Origin of the sequence: Snuella lapsa (assembly GCF_039539345.1) — a bacterium.
GTDB classification, from domain to species: domain Bacteria; phylum Bacteroidota; class Bacteroidia; order Flavobacteriales; family Flavobacteriaceae; genus Snuella; species Snuella lapsa.
Genome location: NZ_BAABCY010000051.1, coordinates 1 through 13178, shown reverse-complemented (window position 1 = coordinate 13178; position 13178 = coordinate 1). Strand labels below are relative to the sequence as shown.

The 13178-nt window shown below is 34.8% G+C and carries 15 protein-coding genes; 4 read left to right on the top strand and 11 right to left on the bottom strand.

Translation table 11 applies throughout. From position 1 onward, the window contains the following. Window positions 1-386: 386 nt before the first annotated feature. Complete coding sequence (locus ABD792_RS09415) at window positions 387-2426, bottom strand: dipeptidyl-peptidase 3 family protein (RefSeq protein WP_345005689.1); 2040 nt, start codon at window positions 2424-2426, stop codon at window positions 387-389. A gap of 185 nt (window positions 2427-2611) precedes the next feature. Here ABD792_RS09415 and ABD792_RS09410 point away from each other — a divergent pair, with 185 nt between their 5' ends. Next, a complete protein-coding gene (locus ABD792_RS09410; RefSeq protein ID WP_345005687.1) occupies window positions 2612-3631 on the top strand; it encodes an SRPBCC family protein in 1020 nt (339 codons plus the stop codon). An 82-nt stretch (window positions 3632-3713) separates the two neighbouring features. Here the strand turns inward: ABD792_RS09410 and ABD792_RS09405 are convergent, their stop codons facing one another. Then, window positions 3714-4319 (bottom strand): DUF1684 domain-containing protein, encoded by a 606-nt coding sequence (locus ABD792_RS09405; protein ID WP_345005685.1) that lies wholly within the window; start codon window positions 4317-4319, stop codon window positions 3714-3716. A gap of 713 nt (window positions 4320-5032) precedes the next feature. Here ABD792_RS09405 and ABD792_RS09400 point away from each other — a divergent pair. Beyond that, complete coding sequence (locus ABD792_RS09400) at window positions 5033-6244, top strand: MDR family MFS transporter (protein ID WP_345005683.1); 1212 nt, start codon at window positions 5033-5035, stop codon at window positions 6242-6244. Then, complete coding sequence (locus ABD792_RS09395) at window positions 6241-6621, top strand: VOC family protein (RefSeq protein WP_345005681.1); 381 nt, start codon at window positions 6241-6243, stop codon at window positions 6619-6621. Before ABD792_RS09400 ends, ABD792_RS09395 begins: the two co-directional genes overlap by 4 nt. 2 nt (window positions 6622-6623) lie before the next feature. Here ABD792_RS09395 and ABD792_RS09390 read toward each other — a convergent pair whose 3' ends face one another. Further along, window positions 6624-7064, bottom strand: a complete 441-nt coding sequence (locus ABD792_RS09390) for an Lrp/AsnC family transcriptional regulator (RefSeq protein WP_345005680.1) — start codon at window positions 7062-7064, stop codon at window positions 6624-6626. Between the two features lie 117 nt (window positions 7065-7181). Here ABD792_RS09390 and ABD792_RS09385 point away from each other — a divergent pair, with 117 nt between their 5' ends. Next, window positions 7182-7577 (top strand): hypothetical protein, encoded by a 396-nt coding sequence (locus tag ABD792_RS09385; protein WP_345005678.1) that lies wholly within the window; start codon window positions 7182-7184, stop codon window positions 7575-7577. Window positions 7578-7639: 62 nt separating this feature from the next. Here ABD792_RS09385 and ABD792_RS09380 read toward each other — a convergent pair whose 3' ends face one another. The 8 genes from ABD792_RS09380 to ABD792_RS09345 all read right to left on the bottom strand — a co-directional run bounded on the left by ABD792_RS09380 (window position 7640) and on the right by ABD792_RS09345 (window position 13007). After that, a complete protein-coding gene (locus tag ABD792_RS09380) occupies window positions 7640-7858 on the bottom strand; it encodes a hypothetical protein (RefSeq protein WP_345005677.1) in 219 nt (72 codons plus the stop codon). 13 nt (window positions 7859-7871) lie between these two features. Next, the gene (locus ABD792_RS09375) at window positions 7872-8291 is read right to left on the bottom strand and encodes a hypothetical protein (RefSeq protein ID WP_345005675.1); all 420 of its coding nucleotides are present in this window, start codon (window positions 8289-8291) and stop codon (window positions 7872-7874) included. Continuing rightward, a complete protein-coding gene (locus ABD792_RS09370) occupies window positions 8288-8830 on the bottom strand; it encodes an RNA polymerase sigma factor (RefSeq protein ID WP_345005674.1) in 543 nt (180 codons plus the stop codon). Before ABD792_RS09370 ends, ABD792_RS09375 begins: the two co-directional genes overlap by 4 nt. A gap of 209 nt (window positions 8831-9039) precedes the next feature. Further along, entirely contained in the window at window positions 9040-9594 is a 555-nt protein-coding gene (locus tag ABD792_RS09365) for a DinB family protein (protein ID WP_345005673.1), read from the bottom strand. 52 nt (window positions 9595-9646) lie between these two features. Beyond that, on the bottom strand, window positions 9647-10183 hold the full coding sequence (locus ABD792_RS09360) for a Crp/Fnr family transcriptional regulator (protein ID WP_345005672.1): 537 nt from the start codon (window positions 10181-10183) through the stop codon (window positions 9647-9649). A gap of 120 nt (window positions 10184-10303) precedes the next feature. Further along, entirely contained in the window at window positions 10304-11059 is a 756-nt protein-coding gene (locus ABD792_RS09355) for a DJ-1/PfpI family protein (protein ID WP_345005670.1), read from the bottom strand. An 8-nt stretch (window positions 11060-11067) separates the two neighbouring features. After that, entirely contained in the window at window positions 11068-12342 is a 1275-nt protein-coding gene (locus tag ABD792_RS09350; RefSeq protein WP_345005669.1) for an NAD(P)/FAD-dependent oxidoreductase, read from the bottom strand. A gap of 80 nt (window positions 12343-12422) precedes the next feature. Next, window positions 12423-13007: a Crp/Fnr family transcriptional regulator gene (locus tag ABD792_RS09345; protein WP_345005668.1), complete on the bottom strand. Its 585-nt coding sequence runs from the start codon at window positions 13005-13007 to the stop codon at window positions 12423-12425. Window positions 13008-13178 lie beyond the last annotated feature (171 nt).

Below are 13178 nucleotides of genomic sequence, written 5' to 3'. Positions count from 1 at the left end.
TTATAGGCTATACCTATCGAAAAGATCTAAAACTTCACAAACGCTTTTATAAAGGCAGTATCTGGATGCTTGTTGCCTTTATATCTTTTATTCTATGCATTGTAGCCATTAAAGTTTTTTTAAAAAACTAAAATAAAGCCCAATATTAAGGTAGGAATTTTTGGTCTAAAACTGTTTTATTAAAAAAAATGTATGTAACGACGCAACCAAAAGTAGTCTAATGCATCTAAACAGTAATTAAGACCAATCTCAAATCATGAAAATCCTTATAATCATTGCGATACTAATAGCCATTAATGGTATTCTTTTAGCATTTAGCGTAAATAAAAAAACAGAACCTTAAAAATTTTAAGATTCTGTTTTCTAATTTCTTCTAAGTATTTGCATTAATTAACTTCTGGAAGGAAGCTGTAATGCTTACTATAGGCCAACATTTGTTCGGCAAATGTTTTTGGCTGCGTAACTTTAACCGCAATGATTTTACCTTCACTATCCATTTCTGGCACCAACACAGGATTTACATACCCCTTATAAGGCGCCGATTTAAACTGTTTATTACGTTCCAATATCTCTTTATGAAGTGCCTGATCTACTTTTACACCATAACCTTCAACCAAGGCTTCAACAGCTGCAAAATCACCCTCCGACTTGATGCGTTGGGTTTCACGAAGCAACTGTCCGAAAAGTGTATGGAGCTTTTCATAATCGGTAATATTAAAATAAGTCTTTCCATCTCGGGTAACTTTCTCAATAACATTATCGGCCTTCCCTTTTTCATAAACCCAAGCTGAAATCCACTGTCTATTACGCATATGCGCCTCTTCAACATCATCACCTAACTTTAAACGAATCAACTGTGTCATGAGCCCATTTCTAATATAACCATCGTAAGCTGCTTTGCCAACACTCTGCCAATCGTCGACCAACCCCAAATCCTGCAATTTAGAATCGTACAAAAAGTATAGGGCTACCAAATCGGCACGTCCTTCCTCTAATGTAGACGCATAGGTTTTAAGTGTTTCTTTGGTCTCTCCCACTCCTGGATTTAATTGTCCCGAGGCATGTCCCACAACTTCATGTAAAGCGGTATGCAACTTATCGGCTAATTGCCCGTATTTTTCTTCAAGTGCTAACTCCTCTTCATCATGAACAAATTCTTTTAACCGTTGGGAGCTCCCTGCATTGTTAGCTGCATGTATAATATTCCCCAAGGATACCGATTTACTTCCCACGGCAGCACGAATCCAGTTTGCATTGGGTAAATTAACCCCTATTGGCGTACTTGGTGATGCACCGCCAGACTCTCCTGCCACATTAACAGTTTTATATGAAACCCCAACCACATTTTTCTTTTTATGGGCTTCCATTAAGGGTGAGTGATCCTCGAACCACTGCGCATTTTCAGACAATACAGCCATTTTTTGAGACATTTCAAAATCTTTAATCTGTACAATAGATTCGTAATACCCGCGATAACCCAACGGATCGTAATACACTTCAATAAAACTGTTAATATAATCTATGTTTCCTTCGGTAGCTGCCGTCCAGGCCACATTATAATCATCCCAAATCTGTAAATCTCCCGTTTTATAATACGCTATCAACAAACCCAAGGCATTGGCTTGCGCTTCATTTTCAGCAACACCTTTTGCCAATTCCAACCATTTTACAACCTCATCGATAGCAGAGCCATATAAGCCTCCCGATTTGTAAACGCGCTCTTTTAAAACACCATTTTCTTTAACCAATTGAGAGTTTAAACCAAAAGACAATGGTTTTTCTGGATCTGGTGACTTTTTAGCACTATAAAAACGCTCTACATCTGCATTGGTGATCCCATCTCCATAAAAGTTAACCGCAGAGACAGCCACATTATCAACTCCCTTCGACTTGTTTACTTTTTTAGAATCGAGATCGTTAAAAATGACATCAAAAGCTGCTCCTTTTAGTTCTGTATTAGTTTCTGCTAATAGCTTTTTTAAATATTCGACTGGAAATCCGGCCTCAATTTTATCATTAGAATAATGATGATGGATACCATTACTAAACCAAATGCGTTTTAAATAAGTTTCGAATGCTTTCCATTCTTCTGTACTTTTGTCACCTGTATACTTGGTATATACAGATTCCAGAGCATTTCTAATCTTTAAGTTGTACTTATAATTTTGATCCCATACCATATCCCTACCGGCCAATCCCGCTTGGGTTAAGTAATATACTAATGTTTGCTCTTTTAAAGTTAAGGCATCCCATCCTGGAATTTGATACCGTAATACTTGAATATCTGCAAAAGCATCTACTTTGTAGTCAAAAACATCTGCCTTTACTACTGGTTCTACCTTTTCATTCTCCTTTTTAGCATCATTCCCACAGGACATAAAACACCCTGCTAACAACACTAAACATAATTTTAATCGTAAGTTCATTCGTTACCGTTATTATAGTTTTCAGTTAATTGCAAATCAACAATTTGACACAATAATTTATTGATTAACACAAATCACCCCTGTTTAATTATTAAATATTCATTTTTTAATAGGCAAATGTAATAATTTATTAATTGAAAGTTAAAAAATAAGTATCTTTGGTTTTGATTTATAATTTGAAAAAAATGAAAGCTTTTAAATACCTCTTATTTCTTTTATTAATTTTTGTCATAGGACTTTCTGTATACATTGCTGTACAGCCAAATACGTTTGAAGTTAGCAGAACACGCACCATAAAAGCACCAGCGTCCGTAATTTATAATAATGTTATAGACCTAAAAAACTGGGAAGCTTGGTCGTCGTGGGTAGAGTCCGATCCAGATATAAAAATAAGCTACCCAGAGCAAACACAGGGTGTTAATGGAAGTTACACATGGGAGGACAAAGATGGCATAGGCACCATGAAAACGCTTGAAACCGTTGCTAATAAATCCATTAAGCAAACCATGCAGTTTGCCGACTTCCCCGCTTCAAGCATTAACTGGAAATTTGAGCCCAATGCCAATGGTTCTACAGATGTAACATGGTCCATTTCTGGAAACGACCTACCTTTTGGCTTCAAGGCCTTTACTGTTTTTGCAGGGAGCATGGACGAACAAATAGGCCCACATTACGAGCGCAGCCTTGAAAAGCTGGACAGTATCGTCGTAGCAAGTATGAAAGCTTACAACATTACCATAAATGGGATAACCCAACACGGTGGAGGGTATTACTTATACAATACAACATCTTGTAAAATAGATGATTTAAAAGACAATATGAGTACGATGCTACCCAAAGTTATAAACTATGCTTCCAAAAATAAACTAACGCCATCTGGCCCTCCTTTTGTAATCTATCACAAATGGGATGAAACCAATAACGCGACCATATTTTCCTGTTGTATCCCCACAACCGAAAAGGTAATAACAACTAACGATAGCATTTTAACAGGGCAGCTTCAAGATTTCAAAGCAGTTAAAACGACACTTAAAGGTCATTATGACAATCTAAAAGAAGCTTGGGAAACCGCGATGTCGTATGTCGAAAAACAAGGGTTGGAATTTAATGAAAATGGCCCAATGCTGGAAAGCTATATAACAGATCCTATGCAAACTCCTAATCCTGCTAATTGGGAAACCCAAATTTATATTGCCGTGAAATAGTATTTCCACTCACATTTCTTTTGAGCTCTAAATAGCTATACCTCAACATTAGCAAAGTAACAATTCTGTAATTAAATTGTGCTTAATGCTCCTTAAACGCTTTAACACCTGCTTCTACGCGTATTTTCAAATAATTTTCCCGAGGAACAATAGGACAAGAATAACTAGGATTGTAAGCGCAATATGGGTTATAGGCTTTATTGAAATCGATTACCAAACTATCCCCTTCAGGAATCCGTAAATCTATATAACGTCCTCCCCCGTAACTTTCCTTGCCGTTTGTTTCATCTAAAAATGGCAAAAACAAATAATCTTCATAGCCAGCTTCTAACATGGTATCTGCGCCTTGGTATACATTCAATTGATACACATTACCTAACAATTTAAAAGATAAAACACCAAAAACACGTTCTTTGGAAACCCGACTTGTCGTGGTTTGCATATTAAACCAATCTGTATCGGGCGTTTGCTTTAAATGTGCTTTTACGATGTAAGTGGAATCGAATTTAAAAAAATCAAGCCCTTTAAATGCTTTTCTATCCTTATCTGTTAAAGGAGACACCGTTGCATCCTTAAACTTGGCATTTAATTCTTTCTGAAAAGGAGTTTCCCCCCGCAATGGCTGTTTCCTTTCACCACAGGCAAAGGCAATAAGTATGACTAAAATAAATGGTAAAAGTTTGTTCATTCTATTTTTTTTCATTTCAAAAATACAACTTACAATTATTTTACATAGCTTTGGAGGATCAAAAAAAAGACAACATGAATTTAAACGTCACCATTTGTACAATACAATATTCCATTTTAAAACAATGGAAGAGTTGGATTTGTTATATATTGTGATGATGTAGATATAGAATAATACAATATGTAAAAGTCCAACTGTAAAGTTGGACTTTTTATTTTTAGGTAGTCCACACTTTACACAAACACTAGCAATTAAAGTCTCAATTCTAAAGATTAATACACACGAATGAAACGAACATTAATAAATTTCAAGAATAGTTTTACAAAGGGTATGTTTAAAATTTTTAATGTGAGAGCGAAGCGGTTGCATACGTTCTCAGTTTTACAATTAATTTATTATCGGGTGGTTATAAAATTTTAAACGAATGAAACCCTCATTACGTTGCAAAATAATTTTAAAGGAATCCGTCACAAAAGGGTATGATAAAAAACAACTGGCCAATCTGGGGGAAGAACCCCTCCAACTGGCATAAAAAATAAACAAAGGTCGATTTTTACTGTTGGAAAAACCACGAGAATGAAACTGACCTTATCAGTTAAGCACAAAAGAGTATTGCCTTAGAGCATGTGTGTGAAAATTTTACCTAAAAGGTGTCCTTAACTGATAATTGTATAAAATATTGAAAATTAAATGTTTAACTTAAATTTATTCGTGTGAAAACACTATTTACTAAATACATCAACACATTTAAAGGACTTTCTAAAGAAGTTTGGTGGCTCGCCTTAATTACCCTTATTAACAGGGCAGGCACTATGGTTATTCCGTTCTTATCGTTATACCTAACCAAGAGTCTAGACTTTAGTTTAAACGATGTAGGATGGATAATGAGTGCTTTTGGACTAGGCTCTGTAATAGGATCTTGGCTTGGTGGAAAGCTAACCGATAAAATTGGTTTCTATAAAGTTATGGTATTTAGCTTACTAGCTACTGGTATACTATTCGTTGTTTTACAGTTTTTAACCACATTTGTATCGTTCTGTATTGGTATTCTATTGGTAATGCTTATTGCCGACATGTTTAGACCTGCCATGTTCGTTGCTTTAAGTGCTTACAGCAAACCTGAAAACAAGACACGATCGGTTACATTAATACGATTGGCTATAAATTTAGGCTTTTCTGCAGGCCCAGCCATTGGCGGCATCATTATAACAACACTAAGCTATGGTGGTCTGTTTTGGGTGGATGGTATTACCTGTACCTTGGCTGCTTTGGTATTGATAAATGTATTGAATCCCAAAACAACAAAAACATTGGACGATGTAAGCGTTTCTAATCCTAGATCAGCTTATAGTGATACGCCTTTTTTAATATTTTTAGGAGCCATGGTTCTTTTCGGAATTGTATTTTTACAATACTTTTCTACCATGCCCTTGTATTATAAAGACGCACATATGCTAACCGAATTTGAAATTGGCATGTTACTTGGAATGAATGGTTTTCTCATTTTTGTTTTTGAAATGCCTCTAATAAAATGGTTGGAAACTTCGCGGTTTACCAAAACTGGGCTTATGATATTTGGTGCGATCCTTACTGGGTTTAGCTTTATCATTTTAAACCTAACAACCTGGATGGGTGTATTGGTTATTGGTATGCTGCTTGCTACGGTAGGTGAAATGATAGCTTTCCCCTTTTCCAATGCTTTTGCAATGGATCGGGCAAAAAAAGGGAACCAAGGTGAGTATATGGCGCTTTACTCCATATCGTTCTCTATAGCCCATATTTTTGGTCACAATGCAGGAATGCGTATGGTAGATGGTCTTGGATTTGACAATACTTGGTATCTTATAACCGTATTAGCCGCTTTCTGTATTTTACTATTGGTAATACTACAACAATTCCTAAAAGCAAAAAAACGTTTCGTATGAACTTAAATCAAGTAACCATCCCTTCATTAGATCTTGAGAAAGCAACCGAATTTTACAAAACCTTGGGATTGCAGCTCATTGTAGATGCACTTCCAAGGTATGTAAGGTTTGAATGCCCCGATGGCGATTCGACGCTATCCATTCATCTTGTAGAAACACTACCCAAAGACAATGGTGTAAGCATATATTTTGAAGACGATAATTTAGATGCTCTAGTAACACAACTAAAAAGTAAAGGGCTTGTTTTTATAAGTGCCCCAGAAGATAAACGTTGGTTATGGCGTGAAGCGCATTTATTAGATCCCGATGGCAATACCATCATCTTATACCATGCAGGAAAGAACAGGAAAAACCCTCCTTGGCGTATCCCTAAATAATTTTAAATGGGCTTTAACGCTTTTAGCTTTACTACGCGAGACAAAACAATTTGTGTTTTTGTTTCTCCGTATATAATAAGTTGATCTATAAACGCTTCTAAATGCTTTTGGTTCTTTAAAACAACTTCCATAACGATGTTTTCGTCACCCGTAATCCGGTAACAATTAATAACCTCATCGTAAGTTTTCACTTTTTCCAAAAAAGGTTTTAATTTCCCCATAAAAGCACGCAAAGTAATGATGGCCTTTAATTGATACCCTATTTCAAATGGCGAAATTATAGTTTTATAGCCTTCTATAATACCTAGGTCTTCCATCTTTTTAATGCGTTCAGAAACCGCTGGAGAACTTATCCCTACGCGCCTTCCTATTTCGGCGTTTGAGAGTCTTGCATTTTCCTGTAAACACCTTAAAATCTTCTCATTAAGCACATCTAACCCCATTTAAAGAAATTTAACTATAAAAAATTAATTATTAAACCAAATATACATATTTACTTTAACTTTTAAAGTAAGATATGAATTCTTGTGACTAATTTTGATGAAAATTGCTTAGCTAAGATGTCGTACAACCATTCACCATACTTGTCTGACACGCCTTTATATAAAAAGGCCATGGAGATTTTTGCCTTGTCGCAAAGTATCTCTACATACTTAAATCACGATTTATCTGAACTAAAGGAAGATGGTTCCGAAGATCAGCACATCTATTTTTCGGGAGATATTGTACAACAATCGGTGTCTTTAGCTCCTGAAATAGCGAATGCCGAAAGAGAACGTTATTCCGATAGAAAGCATAAGCATATTGATGCACTTAAACGCCTAACGAACAGGCTTTACAAAAACGCTTACCGCTTAGAGCATTCTAATAGTAATGGTAAGGATTTTTTACCCATTTTACGTAGTGAGTTACGTAAATTTAAGAAGTTACAACGCACTTGGATGTTGAGCTTATAAGCTATAAACCCAATATTACTTTGTTAAGTTGAATAACTCAAAACACAAAACAGTTATATTACTTAATCTGGTAATGCTTTAATGTAAAAACCATTTACCTTTACCAGATCAATAACATCTTCTTCCAATAAATTTGCTGTTGCTTCAATGCGAAGCACATTATCAATATCTTCCAGATCAATAGACCACTTAATGATGTCTGGATGTGCATTAAATACTGATTTTAGGGATCTTACTTTTTTACGCGATTTAATATCTGTTTGAAATATTAGCAATTCCATAATGTCTTTAATATTATTCTGAATCAGATTTTAATTCATTACTTTCTTGCGAAGGGTTTGTTTGTCGTTCTACGTATTCCTTATAATGTGCATCCCCTTCTTCTTTCCAAAATTTATCATAGTACTTCCATTTCGAAAAATCGGTCTTTGAATCCTTTTTACACTTATCGTTTGAACTTTTCGATCCATCTTTACTGCCACCAGTACCACAACCGCCAAGAAGTATCTTTAACAATACAAATAAGCCTATTGCCTGCCAATATGAAAGTGTTGTAAGCCCAAAAATATCTGGCATGAGCCAATTCCATAACCACATAATTACAAATCCAAATAAAATAACCAATCCTGTTAGGGCTATAGCTCCAAAAATGATCATTCCAACGATTTCTATTTGAGACTTTTTCCTGAATTTATGTGTGAAAAAATTTGTCATGATATACTAATTTTATGTTTGTTAATTTCCTTTTCTATTGTTTTGTATAATATACCTATGGCCCTGTGTCTTCTGGACATAAGTGTTCCTACAGAAATCCCTGTTTCTTCAGAAATCTCTTTATAGGAGTAACCTTCAAAATCTACAGCTATGATAATATCCCTATATGCTGGTTTTAACACATTGATACACTTTTTTAATATTAAGATCATTTCATCTGAAGTATAACTATTGGATGATTGCTGTACAACATCTATCAGTTCCAATAAATCGGTATCGATAGTTATGCTATCCGTTTTTTTACTGGTACGTATCACATCAATGATCTTGTTTCTTATAGATCTATAAACAAAACCCGCTACATTGTTTATAGGCGCATATCTATCTGCCCCAGAAAACAACTTTAAGGCTACATCCTGAATAATGTCCTCTGCATCACGATTAACCGTATCACTAATTTTAGTGTTCACGTAAACCCTGAGAGACTCATATTCTCTTCCAAAAAAATCTTTAAGCTTTTTACTGTTTTCTGATTCCAAACCAATTAAAACCTTTTACGAAGGGTTCTTCATTAAATAAGACGATACTTTTCTTATTTATTGCATTTCTTTAAGCTTTTATTTGAAAAAAAATAGCTAAATGTTAAAAGACCTCTATTTTATAGATAACAGACAAACAATAAATAAGTGTAAAGGCCGACCTAATACTTTATTGCATTACGGTATTACTTTACAACAAGCACTATATATTAACTAATAGCTTTCCTTAAGGTTTTTTCTGCTTGCATAATGTGCCTTTCATTGTGGTATATTAATACCCTTAGCGTATCCCCCAATCTTAATTTGATGAATTTTGAGATTGAAATTGCGGTTTTGGTTTTGTCTAGGCTTACATCTTTTGATTTGTCCAACAGTTCAATTATTTGATGCTGTTGGCTAATAAATTTTTCGAGCGTTTGACTATTAAGGCTTGAGTTTAAAGGGTTCATAGATTTAAACGTTTTCATCTTATTCAAATTCTCATTATACGAAACGGATTTACTAAAATATGTCCCCAACCAATTACTTTTAAACACTTCAGAATGCTTATGCTTAGAAGTATTTATCCTTTTCGTTATTTCGGGAATGTAAAAGTCTCCATATCTGTTTAAATGTTCAATACATTCCAATACGCTCCAGCTTTCCTTACTTTGTTTCCAGTTTAAAAAATCAATAGGCTGCTTTTTTAAGTTCTCTGCCAAATTTAGATTTTCACGTGTAACCTCCAATAAGTTTTGCAATAATTGTTTAGATGATAACGCCATTGTTTTTTATTGCAAATTTCAATGTAATACTTATTAAAAAAATTGATCGAAGTTAATATTTTTTAATTCTTGAAAGTGTTTCGGGAGTCATTCGTAGATAAGATGCGATATACTTACTTGGTATTTCCTGGAACAGTTGGGGACTTCTCTTTAAAACCCTATTATACCTTTCAACAGGCGAAGATGTTAGAATATCTATTTCCCTCTCCATTTGTTGCAATACAAAGGCTTCTAAAATATCCAGCCATAATTTTTTATTCTCTAACGACGAGTCCATAAAAGATGTATAGCTTTTTTTATTTATAACCTTTAAAGTTGTTTTTTTAAGAGCCTGAATATGGAGTTCGGAAGGCTCTTCACTTAAGAAAGAATCTAAAGATGCTATTAAATTATTTTTATACCCAAATCTAATAGTGTGCTCTTCGTACTCATCAACTACAAAAATTCTTAAACTCCCACTTTTTACTAAATAGATATTTGTATCAATACTTCCTTTTACTTTTAAATAGTCATTGCGTTCCAACCTTATCTCCTTATCCCACAGGTTTTCATTACTTATCTTATCAATTAATTTGGAAATGGGGTTCATATTAGCTTATAGGAATGTTTATGCCCTAAATTTAGTAAATAGAAACCGAATGGATAGACCACAAAACTATAACAGTTAAAAGTTATAAACACGATACGATATACTAACTCACCATGTTTGTTAATGCTCCCAATTCCGTAGTCGATCTAGGTACAAATAGCCCTCCACAAATTTCCTGTGTTCCAAACTTGTCATTTTCTCCAATAAATGCAACGCAGAAATATAACTTGCTAAATTGCCGTTCGAGGAACTGAATTTCCCATCTTCAACAAAAGTTACCAAACTATCATTTTGAACTTTTAAATTCGGGAAGTCTTTTTGTAATTGTTCGCCTCCTCCTATCCAGGTAACTATTTTATGACCGTCGGCAATACCCGATTTACCTATTAGCTGCGCCCCTGCACAATTACTAACAATATAATTGGTCTCAGCATTTTTCTCTTTTATAAAATCTACAATTTTGCTATTATGTACTTGCGCATACATATCATAAGCACTAGGCACAAATAAAGCTGTTAGTTTTGGACAATTTTCAAAAGTATAATCAGGAACAAAGTGCATCCCCTCTTCTGTTGTAATCGGGCTTTGAGTCTCTGCAATGGCTATTACGTTAAAAAGCTGTTTACCGTTTTTGTCTGGTTTCCCAAAAACATCAGAAGTCGCTATAACTTCACCCTGCAAAACACCGTTAAACATAAGAAGTCCTATTGTTGGTAAATCGGATTTAAAAGGCTTTAGGTGCTTTGTTAGTGTATCAGATTGTGACGTAATTTGATTAACTTCCTCAACTTTAGCATTGTTTTTTGATCTTTCATTATTACAACCAATTACAATGGTCACTAAAACCATTGCTGCAATTATTTTATTTCTTTTCATAGTCTTCTTTATTTAGTAGTTCTCTCTGTTGGCTTAATTATCATTCTAAAATATTGGTCTTTGTAGATGTAGTAGCCCAACCAGTTGTACAATGTTCTTACTTTGTTTTTAAAGTTGACCAGCCCCATTATATGAACAAAGATCCAAATTAACCAAGCTCCAAAACCTTTTACAGAGTGGGTTTGCCTCGGGAAATCCAATACCGCCTTGTTTCTCCCTATTATGGCCAAAGAACCTTTATCGTTATACATAAATGGTTTCCAATTGTCACTTTTCCTGTTTAGATTATCTGCCAGATTCTTTGCTTGCTGTAGTGCTGGTTGAGCCAATTGCGGATGACCATTAGGGTAATTTTCATCACCAAGAACCAAGGCACAATCTCCCAACGCATAGATATTGTTGTAGGTATGGACTTGATTAAACTGATTTGTTTTTAATCTCTTACCCGCTCCAAAACTATCTTTTGAAAATCCCGAAAATGTTTTTGCCGAAACACCTGCAGCCCAAATAAGGTTTTTAGATTGAATTTCAATGCCATTGGATAAACACACCGTTTCACCATCAAAATCCTTAACCAGTGTATCCATCATTAAAGTAACGCCCAAGGTTGTTAATTTTTTTGACGTATAATCTTGAGCACTTTTGGACATAGCTGCCAAAACAGAGGCTTGCCCATCAATTAAATAAATCTCTCCAAGGTCATGCTTTTCCAATTCTGGGTAATCCTTCATTATAATTGAAGCCTTCATTTCTGCCAAAATACCCGAGAGCTCTACGCCAGTAGGCCCAGCACCAGCAATAACAAAGCTTAGATACTTTTTTCGTTCTTCAGCATCATAAATTCGTGTAGCACGATCCAATCGGGTTAAAATAACATTTCGAAGCGACAAGGCATCGCTTATCGTTTTCATTGGTAAACTTTTTTCTGCAATGTTTTTGTTACCAAAAAAGTTTGTCTCCGTCCCCGTAGCCATCACTAAAATGTCGTATTCCAATTCTCCGTTACTTAACAGTATTTTGTTTTCTTCAGGAACAACTGCTTCAAGGAAACCAAGCCTAAAACGGACATTTTTAAATTTTCGTAAAATCTTCCGAAACGGATAACTTATTGCAGAGGGCTCCATAAAACCTGTGGATACCTGATAAATTAATGGCGGAAAAAAATTATAATTATTACTGTCAACTAAAACAACCTCATAATCAACCGAATTCCCCAATCCTTTTACAAGCTCCAAACCTGCAAAACCACCCCCTACAACAACAAGTTTTTTTATGTTTCTCATGATTAAGTTTATCCTTATGTTTAATAATAAACAAAGATAACGAAGGAAATTGCCACAAAACTTAAACTGGTTTAAGAAAGTTATTTTCTTTTAATTTCACTTAAATATTCGGGGGTTAAACCAAGAAAGCTTGCTAAAAGGTACTGTGGTACGCGTTTTACAAATTCTGGAAAATCATCTCGAAACCTAAAAAACATATCCTCTTTAGAAAAACTGTTTATATACTTTAAGCGCATTAATGCTGCACCATAAGCAATTTCGTAAATAGTCCTAAAATACGTTTCCATTTTCGGGAATTTAGACAATAACTCCTGGTATTTTGAAAACGATATGGACAGCACATCCGAACGCTCGACAGCTTCGATGTAGAAATTTGATTGTTTTTGACTTTGAAATGCCAAGAAATCTGTTAACCACCAATTTTCTATGGCAAACTGTATTGTTTTTTGGTTTCCCAAACCATCAATAAAGTATAGGTGCAAACACCCTTTCCCTACAAAGAACAACTTATCACATCGCTTTTCGGCAGACAATAAAGTCGCTTTTTTATTGTAAGAACAGGTATCGAAGAAATTTACGATTTCTGCCAACTCGTTATCCGATAAACTTATATAAGTTTTTATATGTGCTATTAAATACGCTCGGTCATTTATGAATGGGGACACTTGTTTACTAAGGTTTCGTTGTTAAAACAATATATAAGATACTTTTCCAATAGCCGAAAGATAACAAATTGCAATGAATTCCGATTCGAGTTTTAGCTGCAATCAGGGCAATTTCATTTAAAACCAAGAACTTTTTCTCTGTATTCTCTATCAAGAAGAGCATTAAGGCGT

What these genes read in the sequence shown, in the direction of transcription:
- ABD792_RS09395 (WP_345005681.1), top strand. Translation starts at nt 6,241, where the DNA reads ATGAACTTAAATCAAGTAACCATCCCTTCATTAGATCTTGAGAAAGCA.
- ABD792_RS09355 (WP_345005670.1), bottom strand. Translation starts at nt 11,059, where the DNA reads ATGAAAAGAAATAAAATAATTGCAGCAATGGTTTTAGTGACCATTGTA.
- ABD792_RS09385 (WP_345005678.1), top strand. Translation starts at nt 7,182, where the DNA reads ATGTCGTACAACCATTCACCATACTTGTCTGACACGCCTTTATATAAA.
- ABD792_RS09375 (WP_345005675.1), bottom strand. Translation starts at nt 8,291, where the DNA reads ATGACAAATTTTTTCACACATAAATTCAGGAAAAAGTCTCAAATAGAA.
- ABD792_RS09360 (WP_345005672.1), bottom strand. Translation starts at nt 10,183, where the DNA reads ATGAACCCCATTTCCAAATTAATTGATAAGATAAGTAATGAAAACCTG.
- ABD792_RS09390 (WP_345005680.1), bottom strand. Translation starts at nt 7,064, where the DNA reads ATGGGGTTAGATGTGCTTAATGAGAAGATTTTAAGGTGTTTACAGGAA.
- ABD792_RS09410 (WP_345005687.1), top strand. Translation starts at nt 2,612, where the DNA reads ATGAAAGCTTTTAAATACCTCTTATTTCTTTTATTAATTTTTGTCATA.
- ABD792_RS09350 (WP_345005669.1), bottom strand. Translation starts at nt 12,342, where the DNA reads ATGAGAAACATAAAAAAACTTGTTGTTGTAGGGGGTGGTTTTGCAGGT.
- ABD792_RS09415 (WP_345005689.1), bottom strand. Translation starts at nt 2,426, where the DNA reads ATGAACTTACGATTAAAATTATGTTTAGTGTTGTTAGCAGGGTGTTTT.
- ABD792_RS09405 (WP_345005685.1), bottom strand. Translation starts at nt 4,319, where the DNA reads ATGAACAAACTTTTACCATTTATTTTAGTCATACTTATTGCCTTTGCC.
- ABD792_RS09380 (WP_345005677.1), bottom strand. Translation starts at nt 7,858, where the DNA reads ATGGAATTGCTAATATTTCAAACAGATATTAAATCGCGTAAAAAAGTA.
- ABD792_RS09365 (WP_345005673.1), bottom strand. Translation starts at nt 9,594, where the DNA reads ATGGCGTTATCATCTAAACAATTATTGCAAAACTTATTGGAGGTTACA.